General features: G+C 71.5%; 16 protein-coding genes. 11 read left to right on the plus strand and 5 right to left on the minus strand.

The window, feature by feature from the left end; translation table 11 throughout:
* Nucleotides 1–8: 8 nt before the first annotated feature.
* Nucleotides 9–1,037 (plus strand): GDP-mannose 4,6-dehydratase, encoded by a 1,029-nt coding sequence (gene gmd / locus AB0N29_RS20205; protein ID WP_302268276.1) that lies wholly within the window; start codon nucleotides 9–11, stop codon nucleotides 1,035–1,037.
* Nucleotides 1,038–1,056: 19 nt separating this feature from the next.
* Here gmd and manA read toward each other — a convergent pair whose 3' ends face one another.
* Both manA and cysC read right to left on the minus strand, forming a co-directional pair.
* Nucleotides 1,057–2,289: a mannose-6-phosphate isomerase, class I gene (gene manA, locus AB0N29_RS20210; protein WP_364869889.1), complete on the minus strand. Its 1,233-nt coding sequence runs from the start codon at nucleotides 2,287–2,289 to the stop codon at nucleotides 1,057–1,059.
* Nucleotides 2,289–4,109, minus strand: coding sequence for an adenylyl-sulfate kinase (gene cysC / locus AB0N29_RS20215; protein WP_364869892.1), 1,821 nt, complete (start codon nucleotides 4,107–4,109; stop codon nucleotides 2,289–2,291). The genes manA and cysC overlap by 1 nt, the downstream gene beginning before the upstream one ends.
* 39 nt (nucleotides 4,110–4,148) lie before the next feature.
* Between cysC and AB0N29_RS20220 the strand changes: the two genes are divergently transcribed.
* From AB0N29_RS20220 to AB0N29_RS20245, 6 genes are all read left to right on the plus strand, one after another.
* Nucleotides 4,149–5,105: an asparaginase gene (locus AB0N29_RS20220; RefSeq protein WP_364869895.1), complete on the plus strand. Its 957-nt coding sequence runs from the start codon at nucleotides 4,149–4,151 to the stop codon at nucleotides 5,103–5,105.
* A 398-nt stretch (nucleotides 5,106–5,503) separates the two neighbouring features.
* Complete coding sequence (locus tag AB0N29_RS20225) at nucleotides 5,504–5,887, plus strand: helix-turn-helix transcriptional regulator (protein WP_364869898.1); 384 nt, start codon at nucleotides 5,504–5,506, stop codon at nucleotides 5,885–5,887.
* 23 nt (nucleotides 5,888–5,910) lie between these two features.
* A complete protein-coding gene (locus AB0N29_RS20230; protein ID WP_364869901.1) occupies nucleotides 5,911–6,591 on the plus strand; it encodes a hypothetical protein in 681 nt (226 codons plus the stop codon).
* 366 nt (nucleotides 6,592–6,957) lie between these two features.
* Nucleotides 6,958–7,395, plus strand: coding sequence for a D-aminoacyl-tRNA deacylase (gene dtd / locus AB0N29_RS20235; protein WP_364869903.1), 438 nt, complete (start codon nucleotides 6,958–6,960; stop codon nucleotides 7,393–7,395).
* A 93-nt stretch (nucleotides 7,396–7,488) separates the two neighbouring features.
* Complete coding sequence (locus AB0N29_RS20240) at nucleotides 7,489–7,773, plus strand: DUF2516 family protein (RefSeq protein WP_302268268.1); 285 nt, start codon at nucleotides 7,489–7,491, stop codon at nucleotides 7,771–7,773.
* 102 nt (nucleotides 7,774–7,875) lie between these two features.
* Complete coding sequence (locus tag AB0N29_RS20245) at nucleotides 7,876–8,229, plus strand: phosphomannose isomerase type II C-terminal cupin domain (RefSeq protein ID WP_364869906.1); 354 nt, start codon at nucleotides 7,876–7,878, stop codon at nucleotides 8,227–8,229.
* Here the strand turns inward: AB0N29_RS20245 and AB0N29_RS20250 are convergent.
* Nucleotides 8,208–9,614 (minus strand): sugar nucleotide-binding protein, encoded by a 1,407-nt coding sequence (locus tag AB0N29_RS20250; protein ID WP_364869909.1) that lies wholly within the window; start codon nucleotides 9,612–9,614, stop codon nucleotides 8,208–8,210. The two genes, AB0N29_RS20245 and AB0N29_RS20250, sit on opposite strands and share 22 nt — an antisense overlap.
* A gap of 2 nt (nucleotides 9,615–9,616) precedes the next feature.
* A complete protein-coding gene (gene rfbB / locus AB0N29_RS20255; RefSeq protein ID WP_364869911.1) occupies nucleotides 9,617–10,615 on the minus strand; it encodes a dTDP-glucose 4,6-dehydratase in 999 nt (332 codons plus the stop codon).
* Between the two features lie 79 nt (nucleotides 10,616–10,694).
* Between rfbB and rfbA the strand changes: the two genes are divergently transcribed.
* Nucleotides 10,695–11,555: a glucose-1-phosphate thymidylyltransferase RfbA gene (gene rfbA, locus AB0N29_RS20260; protein WP_364869914.1), complete on the plus strand. Its 861-nt coding sequence runs from the start codon at nucleotides 10,695–10,697 to the stop codon at nucleotides 11,553–11,555.
* A gap of 78 nt (nucleotides 11,556–11,633) precedes the next feature.
* Nucleotides 11,634–13,052 carry a polysaccharide biosynthesis tyrosine autokinase gene (locus AB0N29_RS20265; protein WP_364869917.1) on the plus strand — a complete coding sequence of 473 codons (1,419 nt, stop codon included), beginning with the start codon at nucleotides 11,634–11,636 and terminating at the stop codon, nucleotides 13,050–13,052.
* 28 nt (nucleotides 13,053–13,080) lie between these two features.
* On the opposite strand, the gene AB0N29_RS20270 is transcribed toward AB0N29_RS20265, so the two are convergent.
* Entirely contained in the window at nucleotides 13,081–14,538 is a 1,458-nt protein-coding gene (locus AB0N29_RS20270; RefSeq protein ID WP_364869921.1) for a sugar transferase, read from the minus strand.
* A 273-nt stretch (nucleotides 14,539–14,811) separates the two neighbouring features.
* Between AB0N29_RS20270 and galE the strand changes: the two genes are divergently transcribed.
* Complete coding sequence (galE, locus tag AB0N29_RS20275; RefSeq protein ID WP_364869924.1) at nucleotides 14,812–15,816, plus strand: UDP-glucose 4-epimerase GalE; 1,005 nt, start codon at nucleotides 14,812–14,814, stop codon at nucleotides 15,814–15,816.
* 303 nt (nucleotides 15,817–16,119) lie between these two features.
* A complete protein-coding gene (locus AB0N29_RS20280) occupies nucleotides 16,120–19,074 on the plus strand; it encodes a M1 family aminopeptidase (RefSeq protein WP_364869927.1) in 2,955 nt (984 codons plus the stop codon).
* Nucleotides 19,075–19,170 lie beyond the last annotated feature (96 nt).

Raw genomic sequence — 19,170 nt, forward strand, 5'->3', positions numbered from 1 at the left:
TGCCGGACGTGACGAAGCGGGCGTTGATCACGGGGGTGACGGGCCAGGACGGGTCCTACCTCGCCGAGCTGCTGCTGGCCAAGGGCTACCAGGTCCACGGGCTCGCGCGGCGTACCTCCAGCGTCAACACCTCCCGGGTCGCCCACCTCGTCGAGGACACCCACCACCCGGACTGCCGCTTCTTCCTCCACCGCGGCGACCTCTCCGACGGTGGCCGGCTGCTGGCGCTGATGCAGCAGGTGCAGCCCGACGAGGTCTACAACCTGGCCGCGGAGTCCTACGTCGGGGCCAGCTTCGACGAGCCCGAGCACGCCGGCGAGGCGGCCGGCATCGGCGCGGTGCGCCTCCTCGAGGCGCTGCGCATGTCGGGGGTGGGAGCGCGCTTCTACCAGGCCGGCAGCTCGGAGATGTACGGCGCGGAGCCGCCGCCGCAGCGCGAGGAGACCCCGCTACGGCCGCGCTCGCCGTACGGCGCGGCGAAGGCGTACGCGCACTGGCTGACCACGACGTACCGCGAGAGCTACGACCTGTACGCCGTCAACGGGATCCTCTTCAACCACGAGTCGCCCCGCCGCGGGGAGGTGTTCGTGACCCGCAAGATCACCCGCGCGGTCGCGCGGATCCAGGCGGGCCTGGACGACTTCGTCTACCTCGGCAACCTCGACGCGGTGCGCGACTGGGGCTACGCGCCTGAGTACGTCGAGGGCATGTGGCGGATGCTGCAGGCCGACGAGCCGGAGGACCTCGTGCTCGCGACGGGGGAGAGCGCGACGGTGCGCGACTTCGTCGAGGCGGCCTTCGACCACGCCGGGCTGGACTGGGAGAAGCACGTGCGCTTCGACGAGCGGTACGTGCGTCCGGTCGAGGTCGACGCGTTGGTCGGCGACGCCAGCCGGGCGGAGCAGCGGATCGGCTGGAAGCCGAGCGTCCGCTTCCCCGAGCTGGTCCGGATCATGGTCGACGCCGACATGGAGGCCCTGCAGCACGAGGGGCGCCACTGGATCGACCGGCCGGCGCTGCCCGCCTGGCAGGGCTGAACCCTCCCGGAGCCGCGAGTCAGACCTGGACGCCGCCGATCGCGACGCGGCCGTGCCCGTCGATGCGGACCGGGCCGTCGGCGTCACCGACGAACACCGTCTGGCCGCGCGAGGCGGTCAGCGTCTCGTGCCCGGTCAGCAGGTCCACCTCGCCGTCGAGCACCACGATCGTCCGCGGGCCCGACGCCGGCGCGGTCACGCCGGGGACGTCGCCGACCGTGAGCGCGAAGTCCGGCACCGGCGGCTCGAGGTGGCAGTGGTGGCTGGCGTTGACCGACGGCAGCCACTGCGGGCCGGGCATCGGCGTGAAGTTGGTGACCGACAGCAGCTCGGGCACGTCCAGGTGCTTCGGCGTCAGCCCCGCCCGCAGCACGTTGTCCGAGGACGCCATGATCTCGACACCGAGCCCGCTGACGTAGGCGTGGATGACGCCGGCGTCGAGGAACATCGCCTCGCCGGGCGCGAGCACCACGTGGTTGAGCAGCAGCGTGACCAGCACACCGGGGTCGGACGGGTACTGCGCGATCAGCTTGCCGACCATCGCGAAGACCCGGGTGGCCTCGCGGTTGATCCGCGCCGGGTCGACCCGCACCGGGTTCGCCCGCATCTCCTCCCGGTGGCCGCGCTCCTCGGCGTGCCGCGCGGCCTCGCGGATGTCCGAGAGCAGCGACTCGAGGTCGGGGCCGGTGTGCGCCAGCATCTCGGTCACGATCGCGCGCAGCGTCTGGAACGCCGGACCCGACTCCAGCCGGTGCGCGACGTCGTCGGCCCACGGCAGGTCGAGCATCCGCAGGATCTGCGCCGACTTCTCGGTGTCGCGGAACCCGGCCATGCCCTCGAACCGGGTCAGTGCGTAGATCATCTCCGGCTTGTGCGAGGTGTCCTTGTAGCTGCGGTGCGGGGCGCCGAGCGGCACGCCGGCGGCGTCCTCGCGCGCGAAGCCGATCCGCGCACGCGAGCTGCTCGGGTGCACCTGCAGCGAGAGCGGCTCGGCGACCGCCAGCACCTTCATGAGGTACGGCAGGCGCGCGCCGAAGGTGTCGCACACGGCCTGGCCGAGCAGCTCGTGGGGTGCGGCGGCGATGACGTCGTTGAGCGCGCGGCCGTCCGGGAGGTACGACGGGTCGCCGTCGTGGGCGCCGATCCACAGCTCCGCCTGCGGGTCGCCGGTCGGCTCGGTCCCGAGGAAGCGCGGCAGGTGGGTGCTCGATCCCCAGGCGTACTCCCGGATCGGGTTGCTCAGGACGAACATCAGTGGTTCCCGGGTGCCCCGGTCAGCCGCGGCACGACCACCCGCAGCAGCTCCTCGATCCCGGCCGCGGCCGTCTCGGCCGCCTCGGGACCGCGACGGTAGGGGTCGGCGACGTCGAGCGCGGGGTCGGCCGTCCCGCGCCGCTGCCCGACGGCCTGCACCAGCTCCCGGCCCTGGAGGCCGCCGCCCGCGGTGCGGACCGCCTCGGCGAACTGCCCCAGCGTGAAGACCTTGCGGAACGCCGCCGGCTGCTCGTCGAGGATGAACGTGCGGTGCGCCGCCTCCGCGGTCAGCACCAGGTCGGCCTCGTCGACCAGCTGACGGGTCACCGCGCGGCTGGCGAAGTCGCCCACCTCGGCGCCACGGGTGGCCAGCGTCCCGCTCATGACCTCGTCCATCGGGTGGTCCTTGAAGCCGTGCGTCCCGGCGCTGGCGAAGGTGACCGTCGCGTCCGGGCCGGCCAGCCGGCGGGCCACGAGCTCCATGAACGGGGACCGGCAGATGTTGGCGGTGCAGACGAAGAGGACGTGCAGGGGGCGCTCGGGGCTCCCGGGTGGTGGGGTCTCGACGACGCCCGCCTGCACCGGCTGGTCGACCAGCGGGTCCTCGACCCCGGACGACAGGTCCAGGTGGCCGGACTCGCGCAGCGCCTCCACGACGTCGCCGAGCGCGTCGTCGATGGTGCGGCCGGTCGTGTCGACCCGGACGTCGGCGTCGGCCGGCTCCTCGTACGGCGAGGAGATGCCGGTGAACTCGGGGATCTCACCGCGGCGCGCCTTGGCGTAGAGGCCCTTGCGGTCGCGGCGCTCGCACTCCTCCAGCGGAGTGGCGACGTGGACGAGGAAGAACGCCCCGCCGGCGTCCTCCACCATCGCGCGCACCTGCTGACGCGTCTCGTCGAACGGCGCGATCGGGCTGCACACCGCGACGCCGCCGTGGCGGGAGATCTCGGCCGCGACCCAGCCGATCCGGCGGATGTTGGTCTCCCGGTCGGCCTTGGAGAAGGTGAGGCCGGCCGACAGGTTCCGCCGGACGACGTCGCCGTCGAGGCTGGTCACAGTGCGGGTGCCCTGCTCGAGCAGCCGGTCCATCAGGGCGCGGGCGAGCGTCGACTTGCCGCTGCCCGAGAGGCCGGTGAAGAACAGGACGAGCCCCTGGTCGGCCGGGTCCGGGCGGTCGAAGGCGACGACCGCGTCGACCGACGGCGGGTACGGGTCGTCGTCGGCCGGCGCCGGGAGGGCGTGGACCGGGTCGCCGGCGGCGTACGTCCGCGCCACCTGGACGCCGAGCTCGTGGTCGAGCTCGGGGTCGCCGTGCGAGGCGAGGGGCACGGCGACGACGGCCGCGTCGGGCAGCAGCGCGGCCGCCGCGAGGCACGCGCGCACCAGTCCGACCGGCGACAGGTCGGGCGTGCCGGCGCCGACGTACGCCAGCAGCACGACCGGTCCGAGCGCGCGGACCTCCTCGAGCTGTGCCTCGGTGAGCGCGTCGGTGACCGGCACGACGGTGCGGCCGGCGTACGCCTCGCGCACCTGGGCGGGGGAGAGGTAGTGGCGGCGGAACGGGCCGTACTGCACGTGGGTCAGCGCCTCGACCGCGCCGTCCGGGACGGAGACGCGCGCGAGCGGCAGGCCCTCGGGGTCCACGAGCTCGACCGCGCCCGCCTCGGCCGCGGCGGTGGAGACGTCGGCCGGCAGCGTGAGCGTCACCGGGCTGCCCGGCTCGTCGAACCGGGTGAGCGGGGCGAGGGCGCCGGTGACCAGCAGCTCGAGGTCGTCGAGCTCGCGCTGGGTGGGGCAGTACTGCGGCGGGTTCGGCACGGCCTCATCCTTGCAAACCGGCGTCGTTAGGGTGCCGGCATGCCGTCTCCCGTGGTCCTGGCCGAGGTCGTCCGCTCCGGTTTCGTCGAGGGTCGCCACCACGGGTCCGTGGTCGCCCTCGCCGCCGACGGGGGTGTCGAGTGGTCCGTGGGGGACGTGACGTCGCCGGTGCTGCCGCGGTCGTGCAACAAGCCGGTGCAGGCGCTGGCCATGGTCCGCAACGGCCTGGACCTGCCGCCGGACCTGCTGGCCCTGGCGTGCGGGTCGCACTCCGGCGAGCAGCTCCACGTCGACGGCGTACGCCGCATCCTCGCGGTCGCGGGCCTCGGCGAGGACGCGCTGCAGACGCCGCTGGACTGGCCGCTCGACGAGGAGACCAAGCTCGCCCACGCCGCCGCGGGCGGCGTGAAGGAGCGGGTCCTGATGAACTGCTCGGGCAAGCACGCCGCGATGCTGCTGACCTGCGTCGTCAACGGCTGGGACACCGCCACCTACCTCGCGCCCGACCACCCGCTCCAGCGGGCGGTCGTCTCGACGTTCGAGGAGCTGACCGGCGAGCCGATCGAGGTGTTCGCGACCGACGGCTGCGGCGCACCGCTGCTCTCGACGTCGCTGACCGGTCTGGCGCGGGCGTTCCGCACGCTCGCCGTCGCCGCCGACGGGCCGGGGGAGCGCATCGCCGACGCGATCCGCCGGCACCCCGAGATGGTCTCCGGAACCACCCGCGACGAGCGCGACCTCCTCGTCGCGGTCCCCGGCGCGATCGGCAAGATGGGCGCCGAGGCGCTCCACGCGGTGGCCCTGCCGGACGGCCGTGCCTTCGCCCTCAAGATCGAGGACGGGGCCGACCGGGCCCGCCGGGTGGTCATGGCCGAGGTGCTGCGGCGAGCCGGGTTCGAGGACGACGCCGTGCGCCGTGCGGGCCTGGTCGAGCTGCACGGGGGTGGCCACGTGGTCGGCGAGGTGCGAGCTGCTCTCCACGCGTCTCCCGCCTGACCAGACCTCGGGTCCCGGATGTGACCGAACCGGCTGCGACCTCCGCGACGGTGCTTTACCTTCGGAGGCGTTGCGCTTTTCCGGGGGGATCAGCGCACGAGGGGGAGAAGCCGATGATCCGATGGCTGAAGCGTCGCCGCCGTGCACTGCGGTGTCGACGGGTGTACGGCACGAGCTGTCCGCACCGCCGCGGTTTCCACGACTGATCGCCCGCCGCGGTGGCCGCCTCGCCCTGTCGGGCGGCCACCGCAGCACGCTCTCCCGCCGCGGCTGCTGCTAGCGGTAGTCGATCCCGAGGATGTGTTGCTAGCCGTGCTAGCGGCCGGCGCGGCCGTTTTGTGAAGGGTCTCACGCGCTAGCCGCTTGCAAGCGCTAGCAGTAGCAAGCACACTGGGGGCATGAGCAAGGGCAAGGTCGGGACCGCAGTCGGGTCCCTCGGGGACTACCTGCGCGAGCAGCGCACCGCCGCGTCGCTCTCGCTCCGGCAGCTCGCCGAGCAGGCCGGGGTCTCCAACCCCTACCTCAGCCAGATCGAGCGCGGCCTGCGCCGACCCTCGGCCGAGGTGCTGCAGCAGATCGCCAAGGCGCTGCGGATCTCCGCGGAGCAGCTGTACGTGCGCGCGGGGATCGTCAGCCCCGACGACGGCGTCGGCGGCTCCGTCGAGCTCGCGGTCCTCAACGACAGTGCGCTCACCGAACGCCAGAAGCAGTCCCTGCTCGACATCTACGCCTCGTTCCTGGCCCTCAACGCCGGGCAGCCCGAGGCTCCATCCCAGGACTGACCCACACAGAAGAGGAGACGGACATGGCGAAGACCACGTTCGACATCAAGATCGACAAGCTCGAGCTCCCCGAGGTCGCCAAGCGGCCGCTCTACGCCGGTGTCGGCGCGACCGACCTCGTCGTCGGGTACGTCCGCGGGTACGCCGCCGACGTGCAGAAGCGCCTCACCCAGACCCAGCAGGACGTGCAGAAGCGCGTCGCCGACATCGACCTCGAGCCCAAGGCCCTGCGCGACCAGGCGCTCGTCGCGGTGAACGCCCGCTTCGAGGCGCTCTCCAGGGATGCCAAGGCCCGCCGTGAGGCCGTCGAGTCCCGCGTCGCCGAGCTGCAGGGCGAGGCCCGCGCGCTGCCCACCCGCGTGCAGGCGACCGTGAACGGGAACGTCGTCATCGTGAGCGACACCTACGCCGACCTCGCCAAGCGCGGCGAGCAGCTCGTCGCCCGGATCCGCCGCCAGGAGGAGACCAAGGCGACCGCCGCGGCGGCCCAGACGACCGTCAGCAAGGCGAAGACCACGCAGACCCAGACCACCAAGGCTGCGAAGTCGACCGCTCGCAAGACCACGAACACCGCCAAGCGGACGGTCAAGAAGACCACGGCCGCTCCGAAGAGCAGCGCCAAGGGCACCGCCACCGCCGCCAAGAAGACCGCCACCTCGGCCACCAAGGCGACGACCGCCGCGGCCAAGAAGGTCGGCGACTGAAGAGCACCCGAACAGCTGAGCCTGTTCTGAGCGAGGCCCCCGGACCGTTGCGGTCCGGGGGCCTCCGTCGTCCGCTGGTCGAGCCGTCGTCAAGGCGGGCGGGGCCCGCTGGTCGAGCAGGCGAGCCCTGGCGAGCCGTCGTCGAGACCCGGTGAGCGTAGTTGCGGCCCTGCGCCTGTCACCGGGTTTCGACACGGTCGGCGCTGGGGCGCCTTCCTGCTCAACCAGCGGGGGTCCGGGGGAGCTGTCGTCGAGACCCGGTGAGCGTGGTCGCGGCCCTGCGCCTGTCACGGGGTTTCGACACGTTCGGCGCTGGGGCGCCTCCCTGCGCGACCAGCGGGTGCGGGGCTGCGGCAGGCTGGGACCGTGCGAGCCGTCGTCCAGCGCGTCCTGTCCGCCAGCGTCACCGTCGACGGGGAGACGGTCGGGGCGATCGACGGGCCGGGGCTGCTGGTGTACCTCGGCGTGACCCACGGCGACGGCGCGGCCGAGATCGATTGGACCGCCCGCAAGATCTGGGACCTGCGGCTGCTGCGCGAGGAGCGGTCGGCCAGCGACGTCGGCGCCCCGGTGCTGGTGGTCAGCCAGTTCACGCTGTACGGCGACGCCCGGAAGGGTCGGCGCCCCACCTGGCAGGCCGCCGCGCCGGGGCCGGTGAGCGAGCCGGCGTACGACGCGGTGTGCGCAGAGCTCGAACGGCTCGGCGCGCACGTCGAACGCGGGCGGTTCGGGGCCGACATGCGGGTCCAGTCGGTCAACGACGGGCCGATCACGCTGATCCTGGACACGGCTGACCGGGGCTGAGGCCCTGCTGCGGTGCGGGGGTCTCGACGACGCTCGGCGCTGGCGCGCCTCGCTGCTCGACCAGCGGTAGTCGCTGGCCGATAGGCTGGTCCGGTGACCAACGTCTTCGCCGTCGAGGGCTACCTCATGCTGCTCGTGACGTTCGTGCTGCTCGCGGTGAAGATCTTCGCCTTCGTCAACGCGCTGCTGCACAGCGCCGAGGAGTACGAGGCGGCCGGCAAGCTGACCAAGCCGGCCTGGTGCCTGATCCTCGGCCTCGGAGTGGTGCTCGAGGTGGTGCCCGTCGGGCTCCTCCTGATCAGCATCGCGTTCACGATCGCGGCGTTCGTCTACCTTGCGGACGTGCGGCCGGCCCTGATGAGCCTGCGCCGACGCTGACCGGGCCAGACCACCGCGCGACCTTGAGGGTTGCTTGATCTGCGCTCGCTAGCGTCCCCGCACGCCGGGCGACAGAGCCCGCGATCAGGTGGGGGGAACCGGATGATCGGCGAGCAGGACACGCGTCCCTGGGGGACCTGGCAGGTCCTCGACGAGGGTGACGGGTTCAAGGTCAAGCGCATCACCGTCCGGCCGAAGGCGCGCCTGTCCTACCAGACCCACGAGCACCGGGCGGAGCACTGGGCGGTCGTCTCCGGCAAGGCCACCTGCGTCGTCGACGGCCGCATCCAGCTCGCTGGGCCGGGCGACTCCGTCGACGTCGCCGTCGGCCAGCCCCACCGGATCACCAACATGGAGGACGAGGACCTCGTCCTCATCGAGGTCCAGCTGGGGCGCTACACCGGGGAGGACGACATCTGCCGCCTCGAGGACGACTACGGGCGGGTCCCCGCCTGAGGGCTCTGCGCGGCGAGGTACCGCTCGAGCGCGCTCATCGCGTCCTCCGGCTCGAAGCCCGTCGACCGGACCTTCGACAGGTCCAGCACGCTGCCGAGCGGGCGCGGAGCGAGGCCCTTGCCCGCGGAGTACGCGGCGGTGCTGGTCGGCGACACGTCCGACTCATCGTGCCCGGAGAGCCGGAAGACCGCCCGTGCCACGTCGTACCAGGACGTCGGCGGGCCGCCGTTCGTGACGTTGTAGGTGCCGTACGCGGGCCCCGCCTCGAGCAAGTGGCGAGTGGCGCGGGCGAGCTCGCCGGTGAACGTCAGGCGGCCGACCTGGTCGTCGACGACTCCCGGCGAGACCCCGTCGGCAGCCAGCCGCTGCATGGCGCGGACGAAGTTGCGGCCCTCGCCGATCACCCACGAGGTGCGCACCAGGTAGTGCCGCCGCGCGGTGCCGACCGCGACGTCGCCAGCGGCCTTGGACTGGGCGTAGACGCCTAGCGGGGAGAGGGGCTCGTCCTCCGTGTGCCCGCCGTCGGCATCCAGGGTCCCGTCGAACACGTACTCGCTGGAGTAGTGCACGAGGGTGAAGCCGTGCTGGTCAGCCAGCCGGGCCAGTGTCGCGGGCGCCGTGGCGTTCGCGGCCCAGGCCGCGCGGCGTCCGTCAGGCGTCTCGGCCTCATCCACGGCGGTGTAGGCCGCGGCGTTGAGCACGATGTCGTGCTCGTCCCAGGGCCAGGCGGCCACGGCATCCGGGTCGGTCAGGTCGAGCTCCTCCCTGTCGACGAGGACAGCGGCGGGGAACTCCGCAGCGAGCGCTCGGCCGAGCTGCCCCTGCGCGCCGACGACGAGGGTCCGCTTCGGCGCCATCGGGACGACGCCCTCGAGGTAGGGGTTGGCGCGGTCTTTGTCGGAGACCTCGGCGTCCTCGAGCGCGATCGGCCATGGGATGGCCGCGCTCGGGTCGGCGAGGTGCAGGGACGGGTACGCGGTGCCGGGTCGCCAGTGGTCGTTGACCAGGTAGCTGTACACCGTGCCGTCCTCGAGCGTCTGGTAGGAGTTCCCGACGCCGCTCGGCACGAAGACCGCGGTGCCGGCGTCGAGCTCGAGGGAATGGGTGGCGCCGAAGGTGTCGCCCGCGCGCATGTCGACCCATGCAGCGAACACGCGCCCCGTGGCCACCGAGACGAGCTTGTCCCACGGCTCGGTGTGGATGCCTCGGGTGGCGCCGCGCCGGCTGTTGAACGACATGTTGTTCTGCACCGGGCCGAAGTCGGGGAGGCCGAGCCGGACCATCTTGTCGCGCTGCCAGTTCTCCTTGAACCAGCCGCGCGCGTCCTCGTGGACGTCGAGCTGGACGACGAGCAGGCCCGGGATCGCCGTCGGCTCGACGTGCACGATCACTGGCCCTTCGCGGCATACGCCGCCTCGGTGGCGGCCTTCTGCGAGCGCCACCAGTCCTGGTGGTCGACGTACCACTCGATCGTGCGTGCGAGCCCGTCGGCGAAGTCGGCGTACTGCGGTTCCCACCCCAGCTCGGTGCGGAGCTTCGTCGAGTCGATCGCGTACCGCAGGTCGTGCCCGGCCCGGTCGGTGACGTGCTCGAAGTCGTCCTCGTCCCGGCCGAAGTGGGCCAGGATCATCCGGACCACCTCGAGGTTGTTCCTCTCCCCGTCGGCGCCGATTAGGTAGGTCTCACCGATGCGGCCCTCGCTCACGATGGCCCAGACAGCAGAGGAGTGGTCGTCGGCGTGGATCCAGTCGCGGACGTTGAGCCCGACGCCGTACAGCTTGGGACGGCCACCGTCGATGACATTGGTGACCTGGCGCGGGATGAACTTCTCGACGTGCTGCCAGGGGCCGTAGTTGTTCGAGCAGTTCGAGATCGTTGCCCGCACGCCGAAGCTTCGCACCCACGCGCGCACCAGCAGGTCGGAGCCGGCCTTGGTGGCGCTGTACGGGCTGCTGGGGTTGTACGGCGTCGCCTCGGTGAACCGCTCGGGGTCGTGGAGCTCGAGGTCGCCGTAGACCTCGTCGGTCGACACATGGTGGAAGCGGGTGCCGTGCCGGCGGGCTGCCTCCAACAGCGTGAAGGTGCCGACGACGTTCGTCTGCACGAACGGCGACGGGTCCGAGAGCGAGTTGTCGTTGTGGGACTCGGCGGCGAAGTGGACCACGACGTCGTGCTGGCTGACGATTGGGTCGGCCACGGCTGCGTCCGCGACGTCGCCGACGACCAGTTGCACGCGGTCCGCGGGCAGTTGGGCCAAGGACTCGCGGCTCGCGGCGTACGTCAGCTTGTCGAGCACCGTCACCGTCGCGTCCGTGTGGCCCACCAGGTGGTGGACGAAGTTGCTGCCGATGAAGCCGGCTCCACCGGTGACCAGGACGCGCTGCATGGGTCGCGAGTGTAGGGCCGTCTTGTTACGTCTTTACCAACCATCCGCGGACGCGATGCGACTGCCCTAGGGTCGCGGCATGCGAGGCATCATCCTGGCGGGGGGCACGGGGTCACGTCTGCACCCCATCACGCTCGGCATCAGCAAGCAGCTGGCTCCGATCTACGACAAGCCGATGATCTACTACCCGCTGTCGACCCTCATGCTCGCCGGTATCCGCGACGTCCTCGTCATCACGACGCCCCACGAGGCCGAGCAGTTCCGGCGCCTCCTCGGCGACGGCAGCCAGTTCGGAATCGCCATCAGCTGGGCGGTGCAGCCGTCGCCAGACGGGCTGGCGCAGGCCTTCCACATCGGCGCCGACCACATCGGCGAGGACAGGGTCGGGCTCGTGCTCGGCGACAACATCTTCTACGGCGCTGGGCTCGGCGCCCGACTGCGCCGCTTCGAGGACCTCGACGGAGCAGCCGTCTTCGGCTACCGGGTCGCGAACCCGACGGCGTACGGCGTGGTGGAGTTCGACGACCGGATGCGAGCGGTGTCCCTGGAGGAGAAGCCCGCAGAGCCGAAGAGCAGCTACGCCGTGCCCGGGCTGTACTTCTATGACAACGACGTGGTCGACCTCGCCGCCGGGCTCAAGCCGTCCGCACGCGGCGAGCTGGAGATCACCGACCTCAACCGCCTCTACATGGAGCAGGGCCGGTTGCAGGTCGAGGTCCTCCCGCGCGGCAGCGCCTGGCTCGACACGGGCACGTTCGACGACATGAACGATGCGAGCAACTTCGTGCGTGCGATCGAGCATCGACAGGGCACCAAGATCGGCGCGCCCGAGGAGGTCGCCTGGCGAATGGGCTACATCGACGACGACCGGCTGCGGACCCTCGGCGAAGGACTCCGCAAGAGCGGCTACGGCGACTACCTGCTCGGCCTGCTCGACTGATCCGCCAGACGGAGCAAAGGGACCGCACCGTTGCCCCCTAGGATGCGGTGTCGCTGACCCCCGAACCAGGGAGACCTCGTGGAGCTGCGGGACTACGCCCGGATCCTTCGCCGACGCTGGGCGTCCATCGTCGTCATCGCGGCAGTCGTCCTCGGGGCTGCAGCCGCCTGGACCTTCACCGCCACGCCGCAGTACGCGTCGACCGCGAGCCTCTACGTGACCACGACGGACAGCGAGTCCGCCTCCGAGTCCTACCAGGGCGGCTTGCTCTCGGTGCAGAAGGTGACGTCCTTCGCGGAGCTGGTCGGCAAGCGGACGGTGGCCGAGGAGGTCGCCGCCGAGCTCGGTGACGTCGACGCCGACGACCTGCTCGACAGGGTGAGCACGAACGTCATCCCCGAGACGGTCATCCTCGAGATCACCGTGACCGACCCGGACCCAGCCGAGGCGCAGCGTCTCACGCAGACGTACGCGGAGGTGATGGTCGACTTCGTCCGCCGCGTGGAGACCCTCGAGGGCGAGACGACCGCGCTCGTCAACGCGACGATCGTCGACGCGGCGTCCGAGCCGGGCGGCCCGGTGTCGCCGCAGCCGGTGCGCAACCTCGCACTGGGCCTGGTGCTGGGATTGCTCCTCGGCGTCGGCATCGCGGTGCTCCGCGAGCTGCTCGACACCTCCATCTCGAGTGCCGAGGACGTCTCGACGAGCACCGACGCTCCGCTCCTCGGCGCCATCACCTTCGACGCCGCCGCGCGGACCAAGCCCCTGATCACCTCGCTGGACTCCCACGCTCCGCGCGTCGAGGCGTTCCGTGTGCTCCGCACCAACCTGCAGTTCGTCGACGTCGATGTCCCGAGCAAGGTCTTCGTCGTCACGTCGGCGCTGCCGGGCGAGGGCAAGACGACCACCTCGGTCAACCTGGCGATCACTCTGGCGCAGGCAGGCACGAAGACGCTGCTCGTCGAGTGCGACCTCCGCCGCCCGAAGGCGTCCGCGCTGGTCGACATCGACCACGCGGTCGGCGTGACGACCGTGCTCGTCGGCAAGGTCGCCCTGGACGACGTCATCGTCCGCGACGACGCCACCGGCCTCGACGTCCTGCCCAGCGGTGCGATCCCGCCGAACCCGGCCGAGCTGCTGCAGTCCAGGGCCATGGCGGAGCTCCTGGCGGACCTGCGCAGCCGCTACGACGTCGTGGTCATCGACGCCCCGCCGCTGCTGCCGGTGACCGACGCGGCGCTGCTGGCGGCCCAGTCGGACGGTGCACTCCTGGTCGTGCGTCACGGCAAGACGACCAGGGACCAGCTCGCCCAGGCCGTCGAGCGGCTCGAGGCCGTCGACGCCCACCCGGTCGGCACCGTGCTCAACATGACGCCGGCCCGCGGTCGTCGCGGCGGCTACGGGTACGGGTACGGCTACGGGTACGGCTACGCGCCCGAGCCGCAGCCGGGCGCGCAGAAGCGCGGTCGTCGCGGGAAGAAGAGCGAAGGGGCCTGAGCGCGATGCCTGGGCGCCGGGCCCGACGTCAGTACGCCCCGCGCGACCCGAAGACGGCGCCGAAGGTCTTCGCGAGGATCGAGAGGTCCTGCATCATCGACCAGTTGTCGACGTAGTACAGGTCCAGGCGGATGGCTTCGGTGACGCTCAAGTCATTGCGGCCGGACACCTGCCACAGCCCGGTCATCCCCGGTCGCACCCTGAGCCGGCGGCGCATGGCGTCGTCGTAGAGAGCCACCTCGCGGGCCACCTGCGGGCGAGGACCGATCAACGACATGTCGCCCTTCAGCACATTGAAGAGCTGCGGGAGCTCATCGACTGAATAGCGGCGTAGCCAGCGGCCAGGGCGGGTGATCCGAGGGTCGTTTCGCATCTTGAAGAGGAGCGCCGACTGCCCCTCCTGCTCCTGAAGGTCCACGACCATGGACTCCGCTTCGACAACCATCGTCCGGAACTTCAGGCAGCCGAACTCCTCGCCGTCGCGTCCCACCCGGACGTGACGGAAGAACACCGGCCCTCGATCGTGCAGCTTGACCTGTCCGGCTGCTATGAGGAACAGCGGTCCGAAGACAACGATGAGCGCGGTCGAGCCGACGATGTCGAACAGTCGTTTGCCCCATCGGGAGGCATCGGTAGCTCGGGGAGCGTCGATGTGCATGAGCGGCAACCCGCCCACGGGACGGATGCGCACCCGCTCGCTGGACACGTCCGTCACGCCGGGTGCGACAACCACCTGGACGTGCTCGTGCTCGAGGTCCCAGGCGATCTGTCGCATGTGGCTGGAGGACGCCAGTGCTCCGCTCGCGAAGAAGACGATGTCCGCGCCGCTCTCGAGGACGATCGACGTCGCATCGTCGGAGTTGCCCAGCACTGGGATGCCGGACCGAGTCTCTTCCTCCAGGTAGTGAGCCGGCGTGAGGGCGCCCACGACCCGGTAGCCCAGGTGCGGCTCGCGTCGCAGGACGGCAGCGACCTCGTCCACGTGTGACGGTGAGCCGGCGATGAGCACGCGATACAGAAGGGCGCCGCGGCGCCGGGCTCCGTGGAGGAGGCGCCTGACGACGTACCGCACGACGAGCAGGGCAGGGATGCCGATCCCGAAGGCCAGCGCGTAGAAACCCCGGGGAAGCGGGTAGTTGGCGAAGAAGCACGCGACCCCGACGAGTGCGGCGGTGGCCAAGGATGAGTTCAGCACGCGCTTGTACTCGTCCGTGCCTGCGCCGTAGACACTGGGACGGTAGGCCCCACCGAGCCACAGCGTGGTGAGCCAGCCCGCCACCAGCAACGGGCCGATCGTGTGCAGTTCCTGACGCAGGCTCGCCGCGGTGGGGAAGATGCTCAGCGTCTCCCGACCAACCACGGCCACGAGGACGGCGGTCACCAGCAGGACCGCGTCGAGCACGAAGGATATGACCGGCAGGTAGCGCAGCGTGCGAGACGGCGTGCCGAGCCGAGCCTTGCTGCGGCGTTCCGAGAGAACGGTCATGCTGTGTCCAAAGGTTGCCCCGGAATGCGCGAGCTGCGGCTTCTCGTCGTGTCGGCGGCATCCTTACCACCTTCGTGCTCGCCCGGTTCCCGGGAGCGTCGTGGTCGACACCGGACGTGCTCGGTCAATCTAGGTCCCCCCGGACATGCTTGCCACTCATGTGCTGAAGTTCATCACTCGGTCGGCCTTTACCTTCTCTCATCCCGGCCGCGACGTCCTGCGAACGACCACGTCGCGGGCACGAGCGGTGTCTGGCGTCGATACGCTGCGCACATGAAGGTCCTCGTCACCGGCGGCGCCGGCTACATCGGTTCGACCACGTGCAAGGCGCTGGAGCAGGCCGGTCACGTGCCGGTCGTCCTCGACTCGCTGCTCACCGGTCCGCAGGCCTTCGTCGGGGACCGGGCGTTCTACGAGGGCGACGTCGCCGATCGCGAGCTCCTGCGACGCATCGCCCAGGAGCACCCGGACATCGACGCCACCATCCACATGGCGGCGCGGATCATCGTGCCGGAGTCGGTGGAGAAGCCCTACGAGTACTACCGCGACAACGTCGCGAAGTCGCTCGAGCTCTTCGACGAGCTCGACGCGCTCGGCCTGCCGCGGGTGCTGTTCTCCAGCTCCGCGAGCCTCTACGCGACCAAGGACTCCTTCGAGGTGACCGAGGAGGACCCGCTGGCGCCGCAGTCGCCGTACGCGCGGACCAAGCGGATGATGGAGCAGGTCCTCGAGGACATGGCGGCCGCGACCGGCCTTCGCGCGATCATCCTGCGCTACTTCAACCCCATCGGGTCCGACCCGGACCTCGAGACCGGCATCTACGCCCGCGAGCCCTCGCACGTCCTCGGTCAGCTGGTGATGGCGGCGCGCGGCCAGAAGGACAGCTTCACGATCACCGGCGTCGAGCACCCGACCCGCGACGGGACGGGCATCCGCGACTACATCCACGTCTGGGACTTGGCACGGGCGCACGTGCGGGCGGTGGAGCGGTTCGACGACGTCATCGCGGCGGTCGAGGCACCGAGCACCATCATCAACGTCGGCACCGGGTCGGGCGTGACCGTGCGCGAGCTCATCGCGTCGTTCGAGAAGGTCTTCGGCAAGGAGGTGCCGACCACGGAGGCGCCGCCGCGCCCCGGCGACGCCGTCGGCGCCTTCGCGAACGTCGACAAGTCGCGGCGGCTGCTGGACTGGTCGACCGAGCTGTCCCTCGACGACGCCATCGCCTCCGCGCTCGCCTGGGGCGAGAAGCGCAAGGAGATCCTCGGTTACGAGTAGGGCCCCGGTACCTGAACGGTCTGGACCGATCGGTGTTCACCCCTCCGGGCGATCCCGTTCGGGTCATAGTGGCGGTATGCGCCGGGGGGTCGTGAAGCTGAAGCGTCGGATCAGGTGTCGTCGGAGGCACGGTGCGGCGTGTCCGCACCGGCCCGGGTACCACTGATCTGCCACGGCGCTTCCCGGTCTGGTCCAGTGCGCCGCTCGTCGCAGGGGACGGCGACTTCTAACACCGCCGAAACCTTGAGTCCTTAACGTCCACGCCACGCCGCCCGCGCGGTCGGCACGAGGACAAGGACACGCATGACGACGACACCACGCAGCGCGTTGCGCCGAGCGACGGGCTGGACGCTCGGCACGCTCCTGGCGACAGGCGCCCTGACCGCACTCCCGCCGGCCTCGGCAGCCTCGGCAGCCTCGGCAGCCGAGCCGATCGACGGCGCGCACTCCGCCGGCGACTCGCTCTTCCCGCACGTGGGGAACGGGGGGTACGACGCCCAGCACTACGACGTGCAGCTCGCCTGGACACCGGGCGCGACGCTGGCCGCCAGCACCATTCGTGCGACGACCACGATGACGGCGACCGCGGCGGTGCCGCTGCGCAGCTTCTCGATGGACCTCGAGGGACTGACCGTCGAGTCGGTGCAGGTCAACGGTGCGCCGGCGACCTTCACCCGCGACATCGACGCCGCCGCGATCAAGTACAAGCTCGTCGTGACGCCCTCGGCGCCGGTGGAGGGCAGCTTCACCACCACCGTCACCTACGCGGGCGTGCCGACCCGCCACGTCGACGCCGACGGCTCCTTCGAGGGCTGGAACGTCACGTCCGACGGGGCGACGTTCCTGAACCAGCCGATCGGCGCGATGACGGGCTTCCCGCACAACAACACGCCTGCCGACAAGGCGACGTACCGCTTCGCCCTCGACATCCCGAGCACGATCACGAACGCGGCCGGCACCGGCGCCGCTGCTGCCGGCAGCAACGGCGAGCTCGTGTCGAGGACGCCGAGCAGCGACGGATCCCGGACCACGTGGGTCTGGGACCAGAGCGAGCCCATGGCCAGCGAGCTGGCGATGATCACGATCGGCAAGTACGACGTGCTGGAGTCGGACGTGACGGTGAGCGGCGGGCGCGTGCTGCACGAGTGGTCGTTCGTCGACTCCGCGCTCTCGGCCTCGGCCAAGGCGACGATCAACACCCGGCGGGCGTCGCTCGGCGCCATCATCACCGGGCTGGAGTCCATCTACGGGCCCTACCCGGGCAACAGCGTCGGCGTCGTCGTGGACACCGTCCCTCGCGAGATCAGCTACGCGCTCGAGACCCAGGACCGGTCCTTCTTCCCGGGCTCGATCAGCGCCAACACGCTGGTGCACGAGGTCGCGCACCAGTGGTTCGGCAACGCCGTGTCGCCCCGTGACTGGAACGACCTGTTCATCAACGAGGGCATGGCGACCTGGGCGCCGACCTACTACAACAACGTCGTCGCCAAGACGAGTGCGACGACCACCGAGTCGACGTACTTCAGCTCGTGGAACACGAAGGCGGCCAGCAGCGCGGACTGGGCGATCCCGCCCGCCGGCATGACCGACCCGGCGACGCTGTACGAGTACCAGTCCTACACGCGCGGAGCACAGATGTGGGAGGCGCTCAAGACCGCCATCGGCGACCCGGCCTTCTTCCGCTTCGTCCGGACCTGGCAGGACCGCTACACCGGGCAGAGCCGGGGGTTCTCCGCGTTCGAGGCGCTCGCCGAGGAGGTCTCCGGTCGCGACCTGACCGCGTTCTTTCAGGACTGGGTGCTCGACGCCGACAAGCCCGCCTGGCCGGAGAAGGTCGGGATGGGACTCACCTCCGCGCCGGCGCCGGCCGAGGTCGACCGCGGTGACGCCATCGACTACACGCTCACCGCGCAGAACACCGGTCGGGTGCCGCTGGCCACGACGGTGGCCTCGGTGGACCTCGCCGACCTCCTGGACGACGCCACGCTCGACGTCGCCGCGCTGCCGAGCGGCCTCGCCCTCTCCGGGACGACCCTGACCTGGACGGTCCCGCCGACCGCGCTGGCCGCGACGGCCACCACCGGGTTCCGCGTCCGGGTCGACGACGACGCGAGCTCGGCGACGCTGACCGCGACGGCTCGCGTCGACACGCTCGGTGGGACCTGCGCCGCGTGCACGACGGCGCACACGATCGGGGTCGAGCCGCTCGCACCGGCCCCGGTGCCGACGGTCGACGGTGCGGCCGTCGTCGGGCAGACCCTGACGGCAGGGACGGCCGGCTGGGCCTCCGGGTCCGGCTTCGCACACCAGTGGCAGGTCGCCGGCGTCGACGTCCCCGGCGCCACCACGGCGTCGTACGTCGTGCGGCCGAGCGACCTCGGACGGACGATCACCGTCGTGGTCACCGGCAGCAAGGCGGGCTACAGCCCGGTCACGCAGGTCAGCGCACCGACGTCGGCCGTGCAGCCCGGCGTGCTGTCCGCGCCGGTCCCGACGATCAGCGGCACGCCGGCCGTGGGCTCGCCCCTGACGGCGAGCGCCGGCGGGAGCGGCTACCAGTGGTACGTCGGCGGCCGGGCCGTCCCGGGGGCGACGTCCTCGACGTACGTCCCGGTGGCGGGCGACGTCGGCCGGACCGTCTCGGTGCTGCTGCTCGTCGACGTCTCCGGATACCTGGGTGCCGGCGCGCGCAGCGCGGAAACCGCGCCGGTGGCGCTCGGGACGCTCGAGCCCACGCCGCTGCCCACCATCGGCGGCGACGCCGTCGTCGGCGGCACGCTGAGGGCGTCGGCGGGTCCGTGGGCCGACGGCGTCGACCTGTCCTACCGGTGGTTCGTCGGCGGGGCGGTGGTCGACGGGGCCACCGGTGCGACGTACCGGCCGACCGCCCAGGACCTCGGCAGAGCCGTGACGGTGACCGTCACGGGCACGCGTGCGGGCTACACGTCGGTGACGCGCACGAGCGCTCCCACCGCCACCGTCGCGCGCGGCACGCTGGCCGGCGCAGGCAGGCCTTCGATCGTGGGGGCCCCGAAGGTACGCCGGACACTGACCGCAGAGACGGGCGACTGGCCGGTGGGGACCACCGTCGCGTTCCGGTGGTACGTCGGTGGCAAGGCCGTGCGGGGCGCCACCGGACCGACGCTGCAGCTCGTCCGTGCCTTCCGCGGCAAGCGCGTGAAGGTCGAGGTGACCGCGAGCAAGCCGGGCTACACGACGATCGTCGCGCGCAGCCGGGCCACGGCGAGGGTCCGCTGAGCGGGGCCGGGGGGGGGGGGGGGGGGCCCCCCCCCCCCCGCCCGCCCCGACCGCCGGGCGGGGCCCCGCGGCCGGCGGCCACGAAGAGGACGAGGC

The organism is Nocardioides sp. NPDC092400, from assembly GCF_040684155.1.
GTDB lineage: Bacteria > Actinomycetota > Actinomycetes > Propionibacteriales > Nocardioidaceae > Nocardioides.

What these genes read in the sequence shown, in the direction of transcription:
- AB0N29_RS20280 (WP_364869927.1), top strand. Translation starts at nt 16,120, where the DNA reads ATGACGACGACACCACGCAGCGCGTTGCGCCGAGCGACGGGCTGGACG.
- AB0N29_RS20245 (WP_364869906.1), top strand. Translation starts at nt 7,876, where the DNA reads ATGATCGGCGAGCAGGACACGCGTCCCTGGGGGACCTGGCAGGTCCTC.
- AB0N29_RS20270 (WP_364869921.1), bottom strand. Translation starts at nt 14,538, where the DNA reads ATGACCGTTCTCTCGGAACGCCGCAGCAAGGCTCGGCTCGGCACGCCG.
- galE (WP_364869924.1), top strand. Translation starts at nt 14,812, where the DNA reads ATGAAGGTCCTCGTCACCGGCGGCGCCGGCTACATCGGTTCGACCACG.
- AB0N29_RS20225 (WP_364869898.1), top strand. Translation starts at nt 5,504, where the DNA reads ATGAGCAAGGGCAAGGTCGGGACCGCAGTCGGGTCCCTCGGGGACTAC.
- rfbA (WP_364869914.1), top strand. Translation starts at nt 10,695, where the DNA reads ATGCGAGGCATCATCCTGGCGGGGGGCACGGGGTCACGTCTGCACCCC.
- rfbB (WP_364869911.1), bottom strand. Translation starts at nt 10,615, where the DNA reads ATGCAGCGCGTCCTGGTCACCGGTGGAGCCGGCTTCATCGGCAGCAAC.
- AB0N29_RS20230 (WP_364869901.1), top strand. Translation starts at nt 5,911, where the DNA reads ATGGCGAAGACCACGTTCGACATCAAGATCGACAAGCTCGAGCTCCCC.
- AB0N29_RS20220 (WP_364869895.1), top strand. Translation starts at nt 4,149, where the DNA reads ATGCCGTCTCCCGTGGTCCTGGCCGAGGTCGTCCGCTCCGGTTTCGTC.
- manA (WP_364869889.1), bottom strand. Translation starts at nt 2,289, where the DNA reads ATGTTCGTCCTGAGCAACCCGATCCGGGAGTACGCCTGGGGATCGAGC.